The organism is Chryseobacterium sp. CG10_8, from assembly GCF_058117085.1.
This window is the reverse complement of sequence record NZ_JBYVEB010000061.1, coordinates 1-20,703: the sequence shown is the minus strand read 5'-3', so window position 1 is coordinate 20,703 and position 20,703 is coordinate 1. Positions and strand designations below refer to the sequence as shown.

20 protein-coding genes are annotated in these 20,703 nt (G+C 34.5%); 8 read left to right on the top strand and 12 right to left on the bottom strand.

The genetic code is table 11. The features are described from left to right. From AC4AGG_RS10620 to AC4AGG_RS10610, 3 genes are all read left to right on the top strand, one after another. Positions 1-434 (top strand): hypothetical protein (locus AC4AGG_RS10620; RefSeq protein ID WP_489771975.1); only part of this gene is annotated, 434 nt, incomplete at its 5' end. A 42-nt stretch (positions 435-476) separates the two neighbouring features. Further along, positions 477-1,346, top strand: coding sequence for a fatty acid desaturase (locus AC4AGG_RS10615; protein ID WP_489771974.1), 870 nt, complete (start codon positions 477-479; stop codon positions 1,344-1,346). Between the two features lie 62 nt (positions 1,347-1,408). Next, on the top strand, positions 1,409-2,116 hold the full coding sequence (locus tag AC4AGG_RS10610) for a YqjF family protein (RefSeq protein WP_489771973.1): 708 nt from the start codon (positions 1,409-1,411) through the stop codon (positions 2,114-2,116). 460 nt (positions 2,117-2,576) lie between these two features. Here the strand turns inward: AC4AGG_RS10610 and AC4AGG_RS10605 are convergent, their stop codons facing one another. From AC4AGG_RS10605 to AC4AGG_RS10595, 3 genes are all read right to left on the bottom strand, one after another. Further along, complete coding sequence (locus AC4AGG_RS10605; protein ID WP_489771972.1) at positions 2,577-2,996, bottom strand: SH3 domain-containing protein; 420 nt, start codon at positions 2,994-2,996, stop codon at positions 2,577-2,579. A gap of 6 nt (positions 2,997-3,002) precedes the next feature. Next, positions 3,003-3,488, bottom strand: coding sequence for a BON domain-containing protein (locus AC4AGG_RS10600; protein ID WP_489771971.1), 486 nt, complete (start codon positions 3,486-3,488; stop codon positions 3,003-3,005). 124 nt (positions 3,489-3,612) lie between these two features. Then, positions 3,613-4,224, bottom strand: a complete 612-nt coding sequence (locus tag AC4AGG_RS10595) for an alpha-ketoglutarate-dependent dioxygenase AlkB family protein (RefSeq protein ID WP_489771970.1) — start codon at positions 4,222-4,224, stop codon at positions 3,613-3,615. A gap of 64 nt (positions 4,225-4,288) precedes the next feature. Between AC4AGG_RS10595 and AC4AGG_RS10590 the strand changes: the two genes are divergently transcribed. Further along, the gene (locus AC4AGG_RS10590; RefSeq protein WP_489771969.1) at positions 4,289-6,148 is read left to right on the top strand and encodes a CocE/NonD family hydrolase; all 1,860 of its coding nucleotides are present in this window, start codon (positions 4,289-4,291) and stop codon (positions 6,146-6,148) included. Positions 6,149-6,309: 161 nt separating this feature from the next. Here AC4AGG_RS10590 and speB read toward each other — a convergent pair whose 3' ends face one another. The 9 genes from speB to AC4AGG_RS10545 all read right to left on the bottom strand — a co-directional run bounded on the left by speB (position 6,310) and on the right by AC4AGG_RS10545 (position 15,591). After that, complete coding sequence (speB, locus tag AC4AGG_RS10585) at positions 6,310-7,164, bottom strand: agmatinase (protein ID WP_489771968.1); 855 nt, start codon at positions 7,162-7,164, stop codon at positions 6,310-6,312. Between the two features lie 113 nt (positions 7,165-7,277). Further along, on the bottom strand, positions 7,278-7,919 hold the full coding sequence (locus tag AC4AGG_RS10580; protein WP_489771967.1) for an alpha/beta fold hydrolase: 642 nt from the start codon (positions 7,917-7,919) through the stop codon (positions 7,278-7,280). Positions 7,920-7,982: 63 nt separating this feature from the next. Continuing rightward, complete coding sequence (locus AC4AGG_RS10575; RefSeq protein WP_489771966.1) at positions 7,983-8,576, bottom strand: YceI family protein; 594 nt, start codon at positions 8,574-8,576, stop codon at positions 7,983-7,985. Between the two features lie 93 nt (positions 8,577-8,669). Further along, positions 8,670-9,719 carry a glucokinase gene (locus tag AC4AGG_RS10570; protein ID WP_489771965.1) on the bottom strand — a complete coding sequence of 350 codons (1,050 nt, stop codon included), beginning with the start codon at positions 9,717-9,719 and terminating at the stop codon, positions 8,670-8,672. A gap of 99 nt (positions 9,720-9,818) precedes the next feature. Continuing rightward, on the bottom strand, positions 9,819-10,403 hold the full coding sequence (locus tag AC4AGG_RS10565) for a hypothetical protein (protein WP_489771964.1): 585 nt from the start codon (positions 10,401-10,403) through the stop codon (positions 9,819-9,821). A 165-nt stretch (positions 10,404-10,568) separates the two neighbouring features. Next, on the bottom strand, positions 10,569-12,245 hold the full coding sequence (locus AC4AGG_RS10560; protein WP_489771963.1) for a formate--tetrahydrofolate ligase: 1,677 nt from the start codon (positions 12,243-12,245) through the stop codon (positions 10,569-10,571). A 200-nt stretch (positions 12,246-12,445) separates the two neighbouring features. Beyond that, positions 12,446-13,741, bottom strand: coding sequence for a tyrosine--tRNA ligase (gene tyrS, locus AC4AGG_RS10555; protein WP_489771962.1), 1,296 nt, complete (start codon positions 13,739-13,741; stop codon positions 12,446-12,448). A gap of 49 nt (positions 13,742-13,790) precedes the next feature. Then, positions 13,791-14,603, bottom strand: a complete 813-nt coding sequence (tatC, locus tag AC4AGG_RS10550) for a twin-arginine translocase subunit TatC (protein WP_489771961.1) — start codon at positions 14,601-14,603, stop codon at positions 13,791-13,793. 28 nt (positions 14,604-14,631) lie between these two features. Next, positions 14,632-15,591, bottom strand: coding sequence for a KpsF/GutQ family sugar-phosphate isomerase (locus AC4AGG_RS10545; protein WP_489771960.1), 960 nt, complete (start codon positions 15,589-15,591; stop codon positions 14,632-14,634). 103 nt (positions 15,592-15,694) lie between these two features. Between AC4AGG_RS10545 and recQ the strand changes: the two genes are divergently transcribed. The 4 genes from recQ to AC4AGG_RS10525 all read left to right on the top strand — a co-directional run bounded on the left by recQ (position 15,695) and on the right by AC4AGG_RS10525 (position 20,648). Then, positions 15,695-17,899 carry a DNA helicase RecQ gene (recQ, locus tag AC4AGG_RS10540; RefSeq protein ID WP_489771976.1) on the top strand — a complete coding sequence of 735 codons (2,205 nt, stop codon included), beginning with the start codon at positions 15,695-15,697 and terminating at the stop codon, positions 17,897-17,899. A 186-nt stretch (positions 17,900-18,085) separates the two neighbouring features. Next, positions 18,086-18,463, top strand: a complete 378-nt coding sequence (locus AC4AGG_RS10535; protein ID WP_489771959.1) for a PH domain-containing protein — start codon at positions 18,086-18,088, stop codon at positions 18,461-18,463. A gap of 67 nt (positions 18,464-18,530) precedes the next feature. Further along, positions 18,531-19,556, top strand: a complete 1,026-nt coding sequence (locus tag AC4AGG_RS10530) for a polysaccharide deacetylase family protein (protein ID WP_489771958.1) — start codon at positions 18,531-18,533, stop codon at positions 19,554-19,556. After that, entirely contained in the window at positions 19,557-20,648 is a 1,092-nt protein-coding gene (locus tag AC4AGG_RS10525) for a GNAT family N-acetyltransferase (protein WP_489771957.1), read from the top strand. Positions 20,649-20,703 lie beyond the last annotated feature (55 nt).

The following is a 20,703-nucleotide window of genomic DNA, read 5'->3' as shown; positions in this document are numbered from 1 at the left end:
CAATTATGAATGCAACTTACAACCTAACCGCCTATGCAATCTATTTGCCAACCGTTATTGCGCTTACTGTTATCGTATCTGAACTTCTTTTCAGAAATGCTAAAATCTTTATGTTGGATATTTTTCATCAAAAGTTAGAAATAGCAATGGCTACCAATTCGCTTTTCAAGATTGGTTTCTATCTTCTTAATGTTGGTTTTGCCTTATTCATTGTCGAATTTCATAAAATACCTTCAGTTGAAAATCTCGTGGTGACCTTAAGTGAAAAAATCGGGGTATTCTCCATTTATCTTGGTGTGATGCTTCTTCTCAATTTGCTTCTTTTCATGAAAGGAAGAAAGAAATCGAACGAAACTAAAAGAAAAAATACAGAGAAAAATGAAGAATCTACTACTGAAAATTTGGATGCTGATTCACTTCAAGTGGAATCATAAACGAGACAAGTCCGATTTCCTAAATCTCTAAATACAAAAATCATGAAAAAGCAAGTCTATTTCTCCCCACAAAAGACCATTTGGTTGTACCTTAATCTTTCTCTGTGTCTGTTTTTAAGTTTTTCAAACATCAACGAAAAAGCAGTATTGATTTCAGTTATTATAAGTATTTTCACGGTTTCACTTGGTCATTCAGTTGGGCTACTTCGAGGAATTATTCATCAAGGATATTCCACAAGTCTTGCTTTTAGAAATGTTCTTTTGACTTTATTTGTTTTTACTGGTTTGGGAAGTCCTTTAACTTGGATTAAATTGCATTACACCCGAGATTATTGGCAAAACAAACCATCTTGTCATCCATATTTGGGGTACAAACACAGCTTGTGGCAAGATTACATTTGGTATCTTCACTATTCTTTCAGAGTTACAGACAATGAATTGATTGAATTTGATTTCCCAGTCGAATTCCACCAAGACCGCTTTCTTAAATTTTTAGACAAAACTTGGTACATTTTTAACATTGCTCCTGCACTATTAGTATTACAGTTTTGGGGATTTCAAGAATTTTTGATTCTGTTTCCAGTGAGAATTTTCATTAATTTGTTAATGCATTGGTTTATTGGTTATATTTCACATACCCATGGTTACCGAAAATACGTAATTTCTGGAGCTAATGAAAGTGGTTATAACGATTGGATTTTGGGAATTATATCTTTTGGAGAAGGCTTCCACAATAATCATCATGCTTTTCCATCCTCGTCAAGATTTGGAATCCGTTGGTTCGAGTTCGATTTAAGTTGGCAATTTATTAAACTATTAAACTTTCTTGGCCTCGTTTGGAATGTTAAAACTGCCAACGAACAGACCTTGAAACCAACTGCCATCGAACTAAATAAAATAGAATGGAAATAAAAACGCATCTCACATCTCGTGTCTCATATCTCGTGTCTCATATCTAACTAAATCACAAAACAATGAAATTTCTCTCCGCCGAATGGCGAAAACTAATCCTCGTTAATTACGAAATTGATCCTCAAATTTTAGAAAAATATCTTCCTAAAGGAACTGAACTCGATTTTTATCAAGAAAAATGTTGGGTAAGCTTGGTTGGTTTCATGTTCTTAAATACCAAATTATTGGGTGTTTCTGTTCCGTTTCATAAGGATTTTGAGGAAGTGAATCTTAGATTTTACGTCAAAAAATTGGAGAATGGCGTTTGGAAAAGAGGCGTGGTTTTTATCAAAGAAATTGTTCCTAAAAGAGCTTTGAGCATTGTTGCGAACACTTTCTATGAAGAACATTACGAGTGTTTACCAATGAATCATGAAATTTTGCAAGACGCTGAAAAGTTATCAATTCAATATTCTTGGAAGAAAAACAATTGGAACTCTGTAAAGGTCATTGCAAAGAATAATCCCTTAGAAATGGTCGAAGGAAGCGATTTTGAATTTATTTCCGAACATTACTTTGGTTATACCAAATCCGATGATAAAACCTATGAGTACGAAGTTAAACATCCAAAATGGAAAAACTACCAAATATTAATTTCAGAAATTAATGTGGATTTCGAAGAAATCTACGGTCAAGATTTTGGAATATTAAATCTTACCAAACCAATTTCAATTATGTTAGCTGAAGGATCTCATATTGAAGTTTTTACCAAAACAAAAAACCAAATTTAGGATTCTTCCTTTTCTTAAATAATCTTAATATAAAAGGTACTTTTTGCTCTATTATGAGAAGATGATTAGATACCAAATCTTCAACAAAGAAATCCTCATTATCCGTCCTTAGTTCAATATTCTCAAAAATTCCCTTTCTATATGCATATCCCTCCATAAAAGATTGATTACTAGTCCATGATTGAAAATCACATTTTCTCATCCATGTAACAAACTCGCGATTGGAGCTTGCATCAACCCACTTTTTTCTTTTAATTAAAGTATAAATCACGGCTAAATATTTAATACAAAAATAGAAAAAAAATGCAACAAAAAAATAATTAATAATAGTAAATTTTAAATAATTATATAGATATATTCTAATACATTTAAAAATATGAAATTAGATCATTCAACAAAGAAAATACATAAAAAAACCTCTGAAAATTCAGAGGTTTCGCTATATTAAATTTTATTAATATTAGGCTCTTAAGTATCTTGCATAAGCATAACCTTCTTCCCCATCAGCAGTTTTAATTTTCCACCAATCATCAGAAGATTGCTCTACTAAAGTTACAGTTTCCCCTTTTGCTGCCTTTCCAACGATCGCACCTTCTGTAGAAGGCTCTTGACGAATGTTAAGGTTACTTTGATCTGTTTGTACTGTCAAGGCAGTTCCAGCAGCCAAACCAGCAATCTGAATATCTACATTAACATCAGAAGCTGTGAAGCTTGGGTCAATTACTCCAAGTGCATTCCAAACTGCATCTTTTGCAGAAGAATTATGAGCATTTCCAGAAACATAAAGTATCCCATCTTGCTCTTGAATTTGTAGGTTAGAAACTCCAGCAGCCTCTGCGGCAGCTATCACACCTGCGTATTTATCTGTTAATAAGCTCATTTTCAATTATTTTACAACTAGATTATTATTATACTTACCAATCTTCAAAGCATCAACTGATTCTTTGATTTTTCTCGCTTGAGCAGAAGATACATCACCTGTAAGCGTCAAAGTTCCTCCTACTTCTTCAACTTTTACAGAAGGGAAATCTTTAACAGCATCTTTTACTTTTTGCATGATTGCAGGATCAACAACCGAATTCTCAACCACTGGAGCTGCTTCAGGTGCAGCAACTGTTGTCATATCCATAACATCTTTTACACCTTCGATCTTTTTAAGTTCAGCAATCATTGCATCTCTCTCTGCTTCAGATGCAAATGTTCCGCTCAAATGAGCTACCCCTTCCTTAACTTCAACAGAAGCCGTTGGATTAGTTGTTACAACTGTAGTTGCTTTGGTCATAAGATCTGCATCAGAAATTTTCTTCTTGCAAGATACTGCTCCAAAAGATACGGCAAGTGCTAAAGCTGCCATTGCAATTGTTTTTTTCATAGTTAAATTTTAAAAAATTATTAAAAAAGTTAGACTCAAATGTAATAATAAAAATCATACCAATTATCGAAAACTATAGCAATTTTTCAGCACTGATCAAAAAAACGGTATGACAATCATAGTTTTATTTTTTTACTATACTCCGAAAAGTAAGATTAATTCTTGGCATTTTTACCTTTGTTGTTGGAGGAAGTCGATGAAGCCAAAAACTCTGCGTTTCATCTTTCATCACCAAAAGGCTACCGTGTTCTAAGACAAGTTCTACTTTTTCTTTTGATACTTTATGTTTGAATGAAAATTTTCGTTCTGCCCCAAAAGTTAAAGAGGCAATAGCGCCGTTTTTCTTCAGATCTTTTTCGCCGTCGCTGTGATACGCCATTCCTTCTGAACCATCGTGATAAAGATTTAGTAAACAAGAATTGTAGGTTTCGTTAGTCAGTGCTTCACATTTTTGTTTTAAAATCAAAAGTTCGGGAGTCCAACTCAAAGCGTTTTTTGTTCTTCCTGAATAAGTATATTCAAAATTTTCGTCACCAAACCAAGCAACTTTTCGTTTGGTTTCAATCAATTTTCCGAAGATGAGCGCTTCATCTTTGTTCCAAGGAATTTTATTGAAAAGATAGTGGTAAAAATCATCTGCTGTACTTTTAGGAAAAACTTTTCCGTAGTAATTTACTGTACCTTCTTTCGGAAGTAGATTAACTTTAGGATCTATGATGTTCTCGAATAATTCCATGCTTTCCTTTTCTTTCTGGTCAAAAACTCAACAATAATAGTTATTTTCGTTCAAAATTAATTTAATGAAAAAGTATATTCAGATTTTCTTGGTTTTGATCTCAGTAGTAATACTTGCCCAACAAGAACCTCCTAAAGATACCTTTACAAAGGATAATTACGACAAAAAGGAAGTGTACATCACCATGCGTGATGGTGTAAAACTTTTTACAGCAATTTACACTCCGAAAGATATTTCTAAAAGTAAAAAATATCCTTTCATCATGCAGAGAACGTGCTACAGTATTGCTCCTTATGGTGAAAAAGAATACAAACCTCTACTTGGTCCAAACAAATTTTTGCAAAAAGAAAAGTACATTTTTGTCTATCAAGATGTTCGTGGAAGATACATGAGTGAAGGAACTTTTACCAATATGACTCCTCAAGTTGAAAGAAAAACTAAAAAAGACATCGACGAAAGTACCGACACTTACGACACTATTGAATGGCTTCTAAAAAATGTAGAAAACAACAACAGAAAAGTTGGTCAATACGGAACTTCTTATCCTGGATTTTATGCTATTGCAGGAGCTTTAGCACAACATCCTGCTTTGGTTGCTTCTTCACCACAAGCTCCGATTTCTGATTTTTGGAATGACGATTTTCTTCATAACGGAAAATATATGATGGGGTATTTCAGAACATTCCCTGTTTTTGGAGTTCAGAAAACAAAACCTGAAAAGTCAGCTTGGTACATGGATTCTTTTGTGAAACAAACCTCGGAAGATGGTCTTAAATTTTATCAAGAATTAGGAACATTAAAAGATGGTTATGAAAAATATTACAAAAACAATTTTTTCATGACCGAAATTATGAACCATCCAAACTATGATGAATACTGGCAAAAAAGAAGTTTACTACCACATCTAAAAAACATCAATCACGCTGTGATGACTGTTGGAGGTTGGTACGACGCTGAAGATTTATCGGGTCCTTTAAATATTTATAAAACCATCGAAAAAACAAGTCCAAAAGCAAAAAACACGATTGTGATGGGACCTTTTTCTCATGGAGGTTGGGGAAGAGAAAGTGGAAAACATTTTCACAACGACATCTATTTTGGAGACAGTATTGCGACGTATTATCAAAGAAATTTAGAAGCTCCGTTTTTTAATCATTACTTAAAAGGAGATTCAAAAAAAGATGCAGGACTTCCCGAAGCGGTGATGTTTGACACAGGCAAAAAAGAATGGAAAACATTTGCGCAATATCCACCGAAAGATGCAAAAAAAATTAGCTTTTATCTTGCAGAGAGTACTCTTAAAAATTCACCATCAAAAAATGATACTGAATATTATAGCGACCCAAATAATCCTGTGTTAAGTTCTGCTAACATTCGTGAATTTAATGGATTTACACCACGAAATTACATGAGTGAAGACCAACGTTTTGCAGTTGGAAGACCCGATGTTGTCACTTTTACGACTGATATTTTGGAAGAAGATTTGACGTTCGCAGGAGAAATTTTAGCTAAATTAAATATTGCCTCAACCTCTACCGATGCTGATTTTGCAGTAAAATTAATTGACATTTATCCCGAAGATTTCAAACCAACAGAAAAAAAAGACGGTGTTATCTACGGAAATTATCATCAAATGGTCAGAAGCGAAATCATGCCTGCAAGATTTAGAAACTCGAGAGAAAAACCTGAAGCATTGGTTCCTAATCAAAAAACAGCGGTAGATTTCAGGTTACAAGATGTTGTTCATACCTTTAAAAAAGGACATAAAATCCAAATTCAGATTTCGAGTACTTGGTATCCTTTATTTTCAGTAAATCCGCAGAAGTTTTTAGACAATCCTAATTTTGCGACTAAAGAGGATTACACCAAAGCTTTTATTAAAATTTTTGGCGATAGTTCGATTGAAGTTGATGTTTTGAAATAATTAAAGATTCAATTAAACAAAAAAAAGTTTTTCAAAAATTCAAAATAAATTTTGGCTAAAGCCCATTCCTACTGATTTATTTACTAATATTTCAATAAATTCTAAACAGTTACGGCGAGCCTTTGGCTCGCCGTAACTGTTTTATCAATTAAGAAAATGATTTAAGCCTTACTTTGATGGTAATACGCCAACATTTTATAATACAATTTCGCCGCAAGAAACGCTGTAGGTTTCGAGTATGGAGAATCCATTAATTCAACAATATCAAAAGCAACTACGTTACATTTTTCGAAAACTCGCTTTAACAATTCCAAAGTAGGATACCATTGTAGTCCTCCCGGTTCCGGAGTTCCTGTTGATGGTGCAATGGAAGGGTCAAAAGCGTCTAAATCAATCGTGATATAAACATTTCCTGAAACTTTTTCCAAAACATCATTCACCCAATTTTCGTTATTTGCAATTTCGTGCGCCCAAAAACACTGTCCTTCAGGAACATATTGCATTTCCTCAACATCGCATGAACGAATCCCAACTTGTACTAAATTCAATTTCTGAGAAGCCTCAAAAACTGCACAAGCATGATTAGACGTCGAACCATGAAAACTTGGACGCAAATCTGTATGTGCATCTAATTGCAACACTGTAAGATTTTCAAATTTTTCTCCAACCGCTCTAATAGAACCAATTGAAACAGAATGTTCACCTCCGAAAAGCGTAAATAATTTACCGTCATTTTGCAACATTTCTTTGGTTTTCTGATACACCGCTTCTGTCATTGCTTCTGGCGTAGAATTTTCAGAAACTTCTCCTGCAATCCAAACGCCTTCTAAATAAGGTTCTGTTCCTGTTTCGATGTCGTACAATTCCATGTTTTCGGAAGCGTCAAGAAAAAGTTCTGGACCTTTGTCCGCTCCTTTTCCCCAAGTTGAAGTTCCGTCGTAAGGAACGGTTACCAACATTACTTTCGAATTTTCTAAGGTTGCATTTTCTTCAGGAATTCCTGCGTATTTGTTCATAAATTGATTAATGTTTAAGATTAATTTTTCTAAGCGTTGCAAAGATAAAAATTTTGACGTTTCAGAAAACCAAAAGTCCTTACAATGGACATTTAAATAATTTTAACGAAAAATCAATCAAAAATTTCCTTTAGAATCAAAGATACCTGCTTGTGTTTTGTTGCAGGAAAAAGATGACTAGCATTAGTCACCACATAATCTGGTTTGGAGTTTTTGATGGGAAAAACAATGTCTTTATCCGCTAAAATCTGGATTACATTATTGGTCTCTTCAGACCTCCATGACGCAATTCGCTCTATAGACCACTTTAGATAGTATGGATCACGAACCATGAAAAACTTCATAAAATTAGAGCCATCTGCATATACAAAATTTCGGATAAAATTATAAATCTTCGAAGTTCTTTCATTAAATAAACTCTGCGGAATCAGCTTTGGAATTTTTGTGATTTCACCCGCTTTTATAAGATAGGATTTTTCTCGATGAGATTTGATACTTCCCAAAATCACTACTTTTTCTGCTCTTTTGATTTTATTAATCTCCTGAACAATAATTCCTCCAAAAGAGTATCCCAAAAGCGAAAATGGCTCCGAATCATCTACAAAAGCAGCCATACGCTCAATATAATGAGAAAAAGACTCATTCTTTTCAGGAATCAGCCAATCAATAAAGACAATTTCTAAATGCTCTGGAAACTGAAGCTTTTCCAAAACCTTGAAATCAGCTCCAAGACCACTCACAACATATAATTTCATAGTATAAAAATAACAAAAAGAGCGAAATAAAATTCCGCTCTTGTTTATAAATTATTGTTAAAATTATTTTGACTTAACCTTGAACTGGAAGTCCATTTGGTCACTAATAAAATAATCCTTCATTGCAGACTTGTAGTATATACCGAACTCTCTTCTATCTAAAGAAAATTTAGCAGATTCGATAGAAACGTTATATCCATTCAAGATTACATTAGCAGGAAAAGAAATTGTTTTTCTTTTCTTCTTGATAGTGATGTCTCCAACAATCACAGAATTGTATTTTTCGTTTTTAGCTGGCTCAATCTTTTTAAGAATGAAAGTTGCCATTGGATATTTTCTTACATCAAAAAAGTCGATGCTTTTGAGTTTATCAGTTAATTCTTTATTTTGCTCTCCAACAAGGTCAGTATTAACGATACTTCTCATATCAATCATGAACTCCCCACTCTGAAATTTTCCATCATTGAAAACAAACTTACCCATTTTAAGTTTTACACTTCCTGTATGAGTGGTCGGTTCTGATTTTACAATCTTATAGCCCCACCACAAAATTTCCGAATCTCCAACACGAATGGTTCTGAGATTATCTTTAGAAATTTGAGAAAATGCAAAAGAAATTCCGAAAAACATCAAAGTAAGTAATAATACTTTTTTCATTTTAAATAAAGATTTTACAATGGTGATTACTATTTTAAAAGTCTAAATCTACGTTTTTTAGATGAAAAAAAACAAATTGGTTAAAAAAAACAATTATTCTTCTGAAAAAGCAACGTAGTTAGCTGCACCATTCAAAACCGTTTTCTCACTCATTACCATGTAAATAGGAATATTTTTTAGCAGATTTTCCATCTTATCACTGATTCGAAATTTTTGATAAAATCTTTGATGGTCAATATAATCTTTTAACCTCATCGGAATCTCTCCACCAATTAAAAGCCCACCTGTTGCTTTCAACTTAAGAACCAAGCTATTGGCTTCTCTTGCTAAAAATTCGAGGTAAGTATTAATCGCGATAGTACAAATCAATTCTTCGTCTTCCGTTGCTCCTTTGAACAACGCATCCAAAAATGATTCTTGAGACAAACGTTGTGTTAATTTCTCCGACTGAGGATGTCTCTTCTCATCCCTTAAAAAGCGGAATATATTGAACAATCCAGTTTTAGAAAGCACCATTTCCCAACTTACAATTCCATAAATCTTATTGAGAAACTGATAAAATTCAACTTCAACTTCTGTTCTTGGAGAAAACTCGGAGTGCCCTCCTTCTGTTGCAAACGGTCGAAGGTGAGAACCATCAAAAAACATCCCCGCCTCTCCTAGCCCATTTCCTGCAGCAAGGATAGCAACATTTCCTTTTGATTTGCCTTCTACTTCATGGATTGGTAATAGACATTCATCAGAAATGCTTTCTAAACCATAAGCCGACGCCTCTAAATCATTAATAAGGAGCACTTTTTCAATTCCAGTTTCCTTTTGAATTTCATTTCCATCAATGGTCCACTTTAATCGGTCAGAATAACCTTTGTTATCAATTACCAAACATGGAACACCAATCGCAACTCTAGAAATGTTTTCCAAAGATTCGGTTCTAATAAAATCCGAAATAATTTCAGAAATATTATGATAATTAGAGGTTGAATATTTCTTCTCACTCTTTAACACAATCTTTCCTCCCTCTGTTTGAAAAAAGCCCGCCTTTGTCTGGTCTTCTTTTAAATCAATAGAAATTAGAGAGATACTATTGTTTTTTTCCTTGGAAGCGCCTGGCAAATACAAGGAGAACTTTTGTCCGTTGTTCATATAATTGACTTTTACCAAAGATAAAAAAGATAGTCCTAAATAAAAAGCCTTTTCAAAAAAAATTGAAAAGGCTTCCATAACTATATGAAACAAGAACACTTAATTCCCAAGGGCTATGTTATAAGCCACTCCTACTCCTAGACTACCTGCATTGTAATCTTGACCTGCAATTTCCCCTTTGCTACCTGTAAAAACTTTGGTATAATGAACAAAGAAATTCCAATCACGGTTATGGTAACCGATTTCTGGTTTGATATACAGTCCGCCATCAGGTCTCTTCACTGTAGAATTTTCTGCAACATAATCGTCACCTAAAATAAATCCATATCCTAAATCAGTACCTACAAAAAATCCAGTCTTTTTTGGATAAAACCTGAAAACTGCCGCAGCAGGGATTACTCCAAAATCATTATTCTTAATGGTAAAGTTGTTAACATCATTATCTCTCCCGAAAAAATGATTATATCCAGTTGCGATACCCAATCCAAAACTTGGAGTGATGAGATGTTGGTACGCCACATCTAAGCCTACATTAGCAACTGCGTTCTCCATTGGTAATGACACTCCACCATTAACACCTACCTTCAACAAATTGACCATACTTTTGGTCTCTGTCTCTTGTGCACTTAGCATACCTACTGATAAAACACCTAGTGCTAAAACACTTTTTTTAATCAAATTCATATCGTTCTGTTTTTTTTATTTTACTTTATTGAACAAACGTGCTTTTTAGATGACATATTATCCAAAAGGTTAAAGTTTAACAGAAATTAAGAGACTTTAAAGGTATTTCACAAAAAAAACTTCGCCATAAAGACGAAGTTTCTTATTTTTATTAATAATAAGATTCTAGCTCAATCCTGTAATATTGCCATCAGCATCAATGGTCATTCCTTCGGAAGCTGGAATAGCAGGCAAACCAGGCATTCTCATCATATCTCCTAAAATCGGAATAATAAACCCTGCTCCTGCTGCAAATTCAAACTCACGAACAGTGACTTCAAAATCTTTCGGTCTTCCTATCAATCTTTCGTTATCACTCAATGATTTTTGAGTTTTTGCCATACAAACTGGAAGTTTATTAAGTCCTAAATTATTAATGGTCTTGATGTCGGTTTTTGCTTTTGCACTGAAATTAACACCAGAAGCACCATAAATCTCTTTTGCAATGGTTTCTATCTTATTTTCAACTGAATCCTTCACATCATACAATGGCTGGAAGTCGTTTCCGTAGTTTTCTGTAGCATTAACTACTTCTGTTGCTAATTCTTTCATACCTTCTCCTCCCATTGTAAATTCGTCTGCAAGAATAGCTTTTACCCCTAACTTTGCACATTCATCCTTTAAGAATTGGATTTCTTCGTCTGAATCAGTCGCAAAATGATTAATCGCAACCACTGGAGTCAAACCAAGTTTTTTAGCATTTTCAATATGCTTTTTAAGATTTTCGATTCCTTTGGTTACCGCTTCAAAGTTAGGATTTTCATATTCTCCTTTTTTAGCTCCGCCGTGATATCTCATTGCTCTAACTGTGGTTACTAAAACTAAAGCCGATGGTTTGAAACCCGCATAATGACACTTAATATGTAAGAATTTTTCCGCTCCTAAATCAGCACCAAAACCAGCTTCTGTAACGACATAATCCGCCAAAGAAAGTCCCATTTTAGTTGCAATAATCGTGTTGGTTCCTTGTGCTATATTAGCAAACGGTCCTCCATGAAGAATGGCTGGATTCCCTTCCAAAGTCTGAACCAAATTAGGCTTAATAGCATCTCTTAACAAGATAGCCATTGCACCTTCTGCCTTCAAATCTCTTGCGTAAATCGGTTGCTTTTCGAAAGTATATCCAATAAAGATATTACCTAACCTTCTTTTAAGGTCTTCAAAATCTTTACTCATGCAAAGAATTGCCATTACTTCCGAAGCCGGCGTAATATTAAAACTATCTTCACGCGGAATTCCGTTTGCTGGCCCTCCTAATCCGATGACAATATTACGCAAAGCACGGTCATTCATATCCATTACTCTCTTCCAAACGATGGTTCGAGGATCGATATTGAGCGAATATTTTTTGTTTTGAAGATTGTTATCAATAAGAGCTGAAAGCAAGTTATTAGCCTTCTCAATAGCTGCAAAATCACCTGTAAAATGCAAATTAATATCCACCATTGGAATCACTTGTGCATAACCACCACCAGCTGCTCCACCTTTGATACCAAAAACAGGTCCTAAACTTGGTTCTCTAAGTACTGCCATTGCTTTTTTACCAATCTTATTGAGTCCATCGCTCAAACCAACAGAAACGGTGGTCTTTCCTTCACCGGCAGGTGTTGGATTAATTGCTGACACAAGAATAAGTTTGGATTTCTTAACCTTTTCCTCGTTGATGTAGCTCAATGGAATTTTTGCTTTGTACTTTCCATAAAGTTCGAGGTCATCTTCGTCGATGTTAATCTTTTGAGCAATGTTCTTAATTGGCTGAATATTGGCTGACTGCGCAATTTCTAAATCAGTAGGAAAACTCATATTGTTTGTTTTTGATAATTTGATTTTTTCAAATGTAAGATTTTCCGTCCTTATGGAAAAGAAAATTAATCATCCTGCAAAAATAAACTTACAACATAATTCAAATATTAACCTTTTAACAGCTACATAAAAAATCTAATCAGCAAAGAAAAACCCGATTCAAAAAATTGAATCGGGCATATTCTAAAGTTTAAAATCAATTAAACGGCTTTTACGATGAAATAGTTTTTCTTTCCCTTTTGGAGAAGTAGAAATTTATCATCTATTAAGTCGGTCTCCTTGACTTCGTAAGTATCATCAATTTTTTCCTTATTAACTGATATTGCGTTACCTTTCAATTCTCTTTGAGCTTCGCTTTTTGATTTTAAAAAACCTGATTTTTCTGAAAGCAAATCAACAATACCGCAACCAATCAAATCAGTCAAAGAAATCTCTTTCTGAGGAACGCCATCGAAAACTTCCAAAAAAGTTTCTTCGTCCAAACTCACCAAATCTTCAGCGGTTGACCTCCCAAAAAGAATTTCGGAGGCTTTCAAAGCTTTTTCGTACTCTTCTCTACCATGAACCCAAACGGTTACTTCTTCAGCCAATTTCTTTTGGAGTTTTCTTTCGTGAGGCGCTTCTTGATGTTCTGCGATTAAACTCTCAATGACATCTTTGCTCAAGAATGAATAGAATTTAATAAAGCGCTTGGCATCATCATCCGTAGAATTCAACCAAAACTGATAGAATTTGTATGGAGATGTTCTCTTTTTATCTAACCAAAAATTTTCTCCAGCTTCTGATTTACCAAATTTAGCTCCGTCTGCCTTTGTAATCAAAGGAACAGTCAAAGCAAAAGCTTCGCCTTGGGCTTTTCTACGGATCAATTCGGTTCCAGTAGTAATGTTTCCCCATTGGTCAGAACCACCCATTTGTAATTTGACCCCACTATTTTGATATAGATGCAAGAAATCATAACCTTGAAGCAACTGGTAGGTAAATTCAGTGAAACTCATCCCCTCTGCTCCATCTTCACCCGTGATTCTTTTCTTCACAGATTCCTTAGCCATCATATAATTAACGGTAATATTCTTCCCAATATCACGAACAAAATCAAGAAAAGAAAAAGTCTTCATCCAATCGTAATTGTTAACCAAAACCGCATTATTTGGCTCATTACCATCAAAATTTAGAAATCTTGACAATTGATTCTTGAGACAGTCAACGTAGTGAAACAATGTTGCTTCATCCAAAAGGTTTCTCTCATTGGATTTCCCTGATGGATCACCAATCATCCCTGTTGCACCTCCTACCAAAGCAATAGGTTTGTGACCATGCTGTTGAAAATGCGCCAATATTTTTATCTGAATGAGACTTCCTATGTGTAAAGAATCCGCAGTTGGGTCAAATCCAATATATGCCGTCGTCATTTCTTTATTCAATTGCTCTTCTGTCCCAGGCATCATATCGGAAAAAAGTCCTCGCCATTTTAATTCTTCTATAAATGAATTCATTTTTATTATCTGTTAATTATAATTTACAAAGATAGCAAATACCATCTTTTTATTGTTTTAAAGCTTCTTTTTGGAGTCTCTTATACACTCTGACACTCATCAACACGCTGAATTCGTACAAAATCAACAACGGTAATGCTGCCGCCATCATCGAAAAAACGTCTGCAGGAGTAATAATTGCTGCAAGGACAAGAATCAAAACGATGGAGTGTCTTCTGTATTTTCTTAAAAATTCTGGAGTTAAAATCCCAATATTGGTCAAGAAAAAAACGATGACAGGAAATAGAAAAACTAATCCCATTCCTAAAACGATTTGAAGAAAAAGTGTAGTATAATCTGTGAAATCAAAGAATGGCTTAATCACCTCAGAAATGGAAAACACCAACCCAAAGTTAATCGCTAAAGGCAAAATAACGTAATATCCTACCAACATTCCCAACATAAAGAGTATCCAAACGAAATTAATAATCAATGCAGAATTTTTTCTTTCATTTGGCATTAGTGCAGGTTTGATAAAACGCCATAACTCCCAAATAATATAAGGAAAAGCGACAACAATACCACCAAAAATAGAAACTGACATCATCACATTGAACTGTTCCATTAATGTCCTTTGTCTGATTTCAAAAGTATTGGGTAACGAAAAACTTGGTTTACCAAACATCCATTCGGTGACATCATTGAGTAACCTAAAGGATATAAAATCACTTTGTGTAGGAGCAAAGAAAACTTCGTCCATAATCCAATTAATATTGAATCCTACTAAAATTCCACCGATGACGATAGCAATTACAATTCTCATCAAGTGTCCTCTCAGCTCTCCAACATGTCCCAAAAAGGACATTTCTTTCTCTTCGCTCATATATTAAATATAATATTTCTCTTTAATCTTAGTTAATTCCCTCATCCAAAAGTCTATGCAAATCAATAATACCATGATAAGTTCCGTTTTCGGTGACTATCAATTGACCAATATTATTGTCCTTCAAAACCTTCATTGCCTCTTTCGCTAATACATCCTTTTCGATCGTTTTGGGATTTGCACTCATGATGCTTTTTGCTGTAATATTACTTACATCTTCATTCTTCATTAACATTCTCCTCAAATCGCCATCCGTAATAACGCCTAAAATCTCATTATTATCCGTAACGACAGTAATACCATGATTAGATGAGCTAATCGAAATAATGACATCTCTAATGCCAGCATCAACAGACACTTCAGGTTTTTGAGAGGATAAAAACTGCTCCACTTTTGAGGTTAAATTCTTCCCTAAACTTCCACCAGGATGAAATTTTGCAAAATCAATAGCTTTAAATCCTCTTTTGTTCATCAGACAAACTGCCAACGCATCACCCAAAGCCATCTGTACAGTTGTAGAACTTGTTGGAGCCAACTCGATAGGACAAGCCTCTTTTTCAACTGATGTATCCAAGACAACATCTGCAATTTTTCCCAATTTGCTTTCGGGATTACCTGTCATGGCAATAAAAAAAGAAGAATACTCCTTCAAATAAGGAATTAAATATACAATTTCTGGCGAATTACCTGAGTTAGAAATACAAAGGACAACATCCTGATTTTGCACCACTCCTAAGTCTCCGTGTATCGCTTCGGATGCGTGAAGGAACTGCGCAGGCGTTCCTGTGGAGTTAAGTGTGGCCACAATTTTGTTTCCAACATGGGCAGATTTGCCAATTCCTACAACAATGAGCTTCCCTTTTGCAGAAAAGATAATATCAACTGCCTTCTCAAATCTGGAATCAATACGATTTTTTAAGTGTTCTAATTCGTTGATTTCGATTTGCAAAGCCTCTTTGGCACTTTTTATGATGGGGCTATTTTCCAATTTATTTAGTTTTTAAATGAAATATTAATTTTTATAATATTGACTTTTTTAAAATTATTTTCATAACTTTGAGAAGACTGCAAATTTAGCAAACTAATATCAGATAGAAAAAGTGAGCATCGATTTAACAAAAGAACTTAAGAAATATTTTGGTTTTTCTACGTTCAAAGGACACCAAGAAAAAATCATTAACACATTATTGGAAGGCAAAGACGTTTTTGTACTCATGCCAACGGGAGGAGGAAAGTCACTTTGTTACCAATTGCCAGCATTAATTTCAGAAGGAACAGCCATTGTTGTATCTCCGCTGATTGCGTTAATGAAGAACCAGGTTGACGCTATTAATGGTTTATCATCTGACACAGGAACAGCACATGTTCTTAATTCATCGCTCAACAAAGCGCAAACCAAACAGGTTTTTGACGACATCACGAGCAAAAAGACTAAGCTTCTTTACATGGCTCCGGAAAGCCTTATTAAAGAGGAATATTTGGATTTTCTTAAAGAGATTCCAATTTCTTTTGTTGCTATTGATGAAGCGCACTGTATTTCGGAATGGGGACACGATTTCCGACCGGAGTATCGAAATTTAAAATTAATTATTGATAAAATAGCTAATGTCCCAGTAATCGCTTTGACAGCGACCGCTACTCCAAAAGTTCAGGATGATATCCAAAAAACTTTGGGTATGAGCGATGCAGTTGTCTTCAAAGAAAGCTTCAATAGACCTAATTTATTTTATGAAGTACGTCCAAAAATTAATGTGGACAAAGAAATTGTAAAATTTATCAACCAGAGAAAAGGAAAATCTGGTATCGTCTATTGTCTTAGCCGAAGAAAAGTAGAGGAGTTTGCACAATTATTACAAGTCAATGGGATTAATGCACTCCCTTATCACGCTGGTCTAGACCAAAAAACCAGAGTTACCAATCAAGACAAATTCCTGATGGAGGAATGTGACGTTATCGTTGCTACAATTGCATTTGGAATGGGAATTGACAAACCAGACGTCCGTTTTGTTATCCATTATGATTTTCCAAAATCTTTAGAAAGTTATTATCAAGAAACAGGTCGTGCCGGAAGAGATGGTGGCGAAGGTTATTGTTTGGCGTTCTACGACCCAAAAGACATCGAAAAACTAGAAAAATTTTTAGCTCAAAAACCAGTTTCTGAACGAGAAATTGGACTTCAGCTATTGAATGAAGTAGTAGGATACGCTGAGACTTCCATGAGCCGAAGACAATATATATTGTATTATTTTGGGGAGACTTTTGACCCAATTAATGGTGACGGAGCCAAGATGGATGACAATTCTCTTGACCCTCCAAAAATGAAGGATGCAACCAAAGATTTGGATTTTGTTCTGAAAGTAGTCAAAGAGTTGGACGAAAAATTCCGTACCAAAGATTTGATTAATGTGATGACGGGCAAAGAAAGCGCAGTCACCAAATCCTACAAATTAGAAGAAACCGAATACTTTGGAGCAGGAAACAAAGAATCAGACAATTACTGGAAATCTATCATTAGACAAGCTACCGTTCAAGGATTTTTGCAGAAAGATATAGAGACTTATGGTGTTTTGAAGATTGGAGAAAAAGGTAAACTTCTACTGTCCGGTAAATACAAAGGTACTTTCTTAATTGCCGAGGACCGAGAGTACAATCTAGAGCAAATGAAATCTGACTCAGAGTCGGTGCAAGTTAATAGTGACGGTGGATTAGACAAAAACCTCTTCAACCAACTCAAAGACCTCAGAAAAAAAATCGCCAAAAAACATGGTATCCCTCCTTATACCGTCTTTATGGACCCAAGCTTGGAGGACATGACCGTTCAGTATCCTATCAATATTGAGGAAATTGGAAAAATATATGGCGTTGGTGAAGGAAAAGCCAAAAAGTACGGAAAAGAATTTGCCGAGTTTATCGCAAAATACGTAGAAGAAAACGACATTGAGAGAACCCAAGACATGGTTCTGAAACAAGTTGCTAATAAATCCAGTCACAAAGTTTTCATTATCCAAAGTACTGACAAAAAAATTGACTTGGAAGATATCGCAAAAGCTAAAAACCTAAACATGGACGAGCTTTTGAAGGAAATGGAAAGTATCGTCTATCAAGGAACCAAACTTAATATCGATTATTATATCGAAGAAAATATGGATGAAGACACCGTAGAAGATTTCATGGATTTCATGAAAGAATCAGAAAGTGACTCCATGAAAATCCTTCTTGACGAGTATGGTGACGAACTTACTGATGAAGAAGTAAGAATGCTCAGAATCAAATTTATTAGCGATGTTGCCAATTAACATCAAAAAATTGAAATAAAACAAAAGCTATCTCGGTCTGAGATAGCTTTTTTAGGCTTTGATTTTTAATCTAATAGAAATATCGGAATATCAATGAAAAGAAAATTCCAATTTTGCGAAGGCAAAAAACCAAATGACACGTTAGATTAATCAATATTTGTATCTTTAATCTTTAATTAAATTACAATGGGAATATTCAACAAAATACTTGGTAACGCAAGTGAAGTGTCACCTGAGAAACTTTCAGAAAAATACAGTAAATTATTAGCTGAAACTGAAAACATAGAATTGGGATTTCAATTGTTTCGAGACACATTCATATTCACTAATTTGCGACTGATTCTAATCGATGTACAAAATCTTACAGGCAGTAAAGTAGATTACAAATCCATTCCGTATCGTTCGATTTCGAGATTTTCGGTGGAGACTGCAGGAACTTTCGAACTTGACGCCGAACTCAAAATTTGGATTTCCAGTGAAGCGAGTCCATCAATAAGTAAAAAATTCAATACCAGTATTGATATCTACGAGGTACAGAAATACCTTGCTGTAAAAGTTCAGTAAATAGAAATCAAAAGAATCTTCCAAAAGAAATAAATTTTACAATGTATCTTTGAACGAAATATCGTCAATGAGGAATACTTTCTATTCGCTTTCAAAAATTTTAAAGTTTGTCCCTTTAGACTTGTTAATGAATCTAACGAGACAGAAAGCGATATTCCCATTCTATCACGTGATTTCTGATGTAGAAGTCACACATATCAAGCATTTGTACAAAGTAAAGGATGTCAAAAATTTTGAAAAAGACCTTGATTTTTTATTAAAAAATTACGATCCCACTGATCTTAAGAGTCTACTAACTAACGAAAAACAAGGAAAACGAAACAAAAAAACGTTCCTATTGAGTTTTGATGATGGACTTAGGGAGTTTCATGACGTTATCGCTCCCATTTTGATACGAAAAGGGATTCCCGCAACCTGCTTTCTCAACAGTGCTTTCATCGATAATAAAGACCTTTTTTTCCGGTACAAAGCGAGCATTTTGGTACATAAAATTCAAGCTAATAAAAGTGAAAACATACACCAAAAAATAAGCAGTCTCTTGAAAGACCAAACATTATTTCAGAACAATATTTCACAGTCCATATTAGCGATTAAGTACGCAAATAAGGAAATTCTAAATAGCATTGCTGAAATTCTCGAAGTAGATTACAACGACTATTTGCAACAACATCGACCTTATTTGACTTCGGAGAATATTAAAAAACTGATGGAACAAGGCTTCACTTTTGGAGCGCATAGTGTTGATCATCCAAAATATGTGGAAATCCCTGTTGAACAGCAAATTTCGCAGACAACCAAAAGTATTGAAGATGTATCGAATACTTTCAACTTGGATTATCGCGTATTTTCTTTTCCATTCACTGATTTTGGAGTCAGTGACGCTTTTTTTAAGGAAATTTATATTCAAGAACGAAGCAAAACACCCGACCTGACTTTTGGTTGCGCTGGAATCAAAAAAGATAGTGTTCCAAAAAACATTCAGCGTATTCCTTTAGAATCTGGGGAATATTCGGCGGAAGAAATTATTTATGGAGAGTATTTTTACTACATTTTAAAGGCAATATTCAACAAAAATAAAATAAGAAGGAACTAAATGGAGACTATAACCTACACCAAAAATAGTCTGAAAGAGCTTATCGAGTCGGATTTTTTTTCTTCGCTTCCAATTTTGCCCATCAGTAAACATCGAGCATACTCGCAAATTAACAATCCGAGAGCATCCGATGACGACATCTTATTGGTAGTGACATACGAAGGCAATTTGGTTGTGGGATATTTAGGAGTTTTACCTGACTATATTTTTGACGAAAACATAAAAGAAAAAGCAGGCTGGCTAAGCTGTTTCTGGGTACATGAAGATTATCGAGCACAAAATCTTGCAGCAAGTCTCTATCTAACAATTATCAATGCTTGGAAACAAAAAATACTGATTACCAACATTGTACCCTCACTTGAACCGGTTTACCAGAAAACCAAAATCTTCCTCCCCACCGAATACAAAATTGGTTACAGAGGTTATGTGAGGTCGAATTTCGGTGAGTTACTTTCCTCCAAAAACAATTTCTTCAAAAAAATAGCCCCTGTCACATCGTTGTTGGATCAAGTCTTCAATATTTTTGGTGACCTTCGGCTTTCTAATTCAAAAAGATATGAATCAAAGGAGGTTCAGTGGGAATATATCGATCGTTTAGGAAAGAACGAATCAGATTTCATTACCAATCTGAAATCTCCCAACTGGAACCAAAGAAATGCGGAGGAAATTAATTGGATTCTTGACAATCCCTGGATTCTTTCTGGCGTTGAAAAAGACCTCGAAAGTAAAAAATATTACTTTTCTTCTCGAAACAAAATCTTTTTTTATAAAACCATTAAAGTCACGAAAAAAGGAGAAATCATCGGACTTGTAGTTCTTAATGTTAGAGAAAACAATTTAACGGTTCCTTATGTTTTTTCCCAACCAGAAAACATGGAATACATTAGTCGTTTGATTGTTAATACCATTGTGGAACACCGTCTCAATATGATAACTATCTTTCACGAAGGGCTGATTAATTCGATGAAAGAGATCAAAACTCCATTTTTATTCACCAAAGAAATCAAAAAGCCATATCTCATTTCCAAGAAATTAAAGTTTATCAATCAGCTTAACTTTCAGGATGGAGACGGCGATTGCGCATTTTACTAAAAACTAATAACTCCGAAATCTTTCGGAGTTATTATATTTAAATTAATTTAAATTT

Bases quoted from the DNA above. Each gene is read 5' to 3' on its own strand.
- AC4AGG_RS10615 (WP_489771974.1), top strand. From the start codon at position 477: ATGAAAAAGCAAGTCTATTTCTCCCCACAAAAGACCATTTGGTTGTAC.
- AC4AGG_RS10610 (WP_489771973.1), top strand. From the start codon at position 1,409: ATGAAATTTCTCTCCGCCGAATGGCGAAAACTAATCCTCGTTAATTAC.
- AC4AGG_RS10605 (WP_489771972.1), bottom strand. From the start codon at position 2,996: ATGAGCTTATTAACAGATAAATACGCAGGTGTGATAGCTGCCGCAGAG.
- AC4AGG_RS10600 (WP_489771971.1), bottom strand. From the start codon at position 3,488: ATGAAAAAAACAATTGCAATGGCAGCTTTAGCACTTGCCGTATCTTTT.
- AC4AGG_RS10595 (WP_489771970.1), bottom strand. From the start codon at position 4,224: ATGGAATTATTCGAGAACATCATAGATCCTAAAGTTAATCTACTTCCG.
- AC4AGG_RS10590 (WP_489771969.1), top strand. From the start codon at position 4,289: ATGAAAAAGTATATTCAGATTTTCTTGGTTTTGATCTCAGTAGTAATA.
- speB (WP_489771968.1), bottom strand. From the start codon at position 7,164: ATGAACAAATACGCAGGAATTCCTGAAGAAAATGCAACCTTAGAAAAT.
- AC4AGG_RS10580 (WP_489771967.1), bottom strand. From the start codon at position 7,919: ATGAAATTATATGTTGTGAGTGGTCTTGGAGCTGATTTCAAGGTTTTG.
- AC4AGG_RS10575 (WP_489771966.1), bottom strand. From the start codon at position 8,576: ATGAAAAAAGTATTATTACTTACTTTGATGTTTTTCGGAATTTCTTTT.
- AC4AGG_RS10570 (WP_489771965.1), bottom strand. From the start codon at position 9,719: ATGAACAACGGACAAAAGTTCTCCTTGTATTTGCCAGGCGCTTCCAAG.
- AC4AGG_RS10565 (WP_489771964.1), bottom strand. From the start codon at position 10,403: ATGAATTTGATTAAAAAAAGTGTTTTAGCACTAGGTGTTTTATCAGTA.
- AC4AGG_RS10560 (WP_489771963.1), bottom strand. From the start codon at position 12,245: ATGAGTTTTCCTACTGATTTAGAAATTGCGCAGTCAGCCAATATTCAG.
- tyrS (WP_489771962.1), bottom strand. From the start codon at position 13,741: ATGAATTCATTTATAGAAGAATTAAAATGGCGAGGACTTTTTTCCGAT.
- tatC (WP_489771961.1), bottom strand. From the start codon at position 14,603: ATGAGCGAAGAGAAAGAAATGTCCTTTTTGGGACATGTTGGAGAGCTG.
- AC4AGG_RS10535 (WP_489771959.1), top strand. From the start codon at position 18,086: ATGGGAATATTCAACAAAATACTTGGTAACGCAAGTGAAGTGTCACCT.
- AC4AGG_RS10530 (WP_489771958.1), top strand. From the start codon at position 18,531: ATGAGGAATACTTTCTATTCGCTTTCAAAAATTTTAAAGTTTGTCCCT.
- AC4AGG_RS10525 (WP_489771957.1), top strand. From the start codon at position 19,557: ATGGAGACTATAACCTACACCAAAAATAGTCTGAAAGAGCTTATCGAG.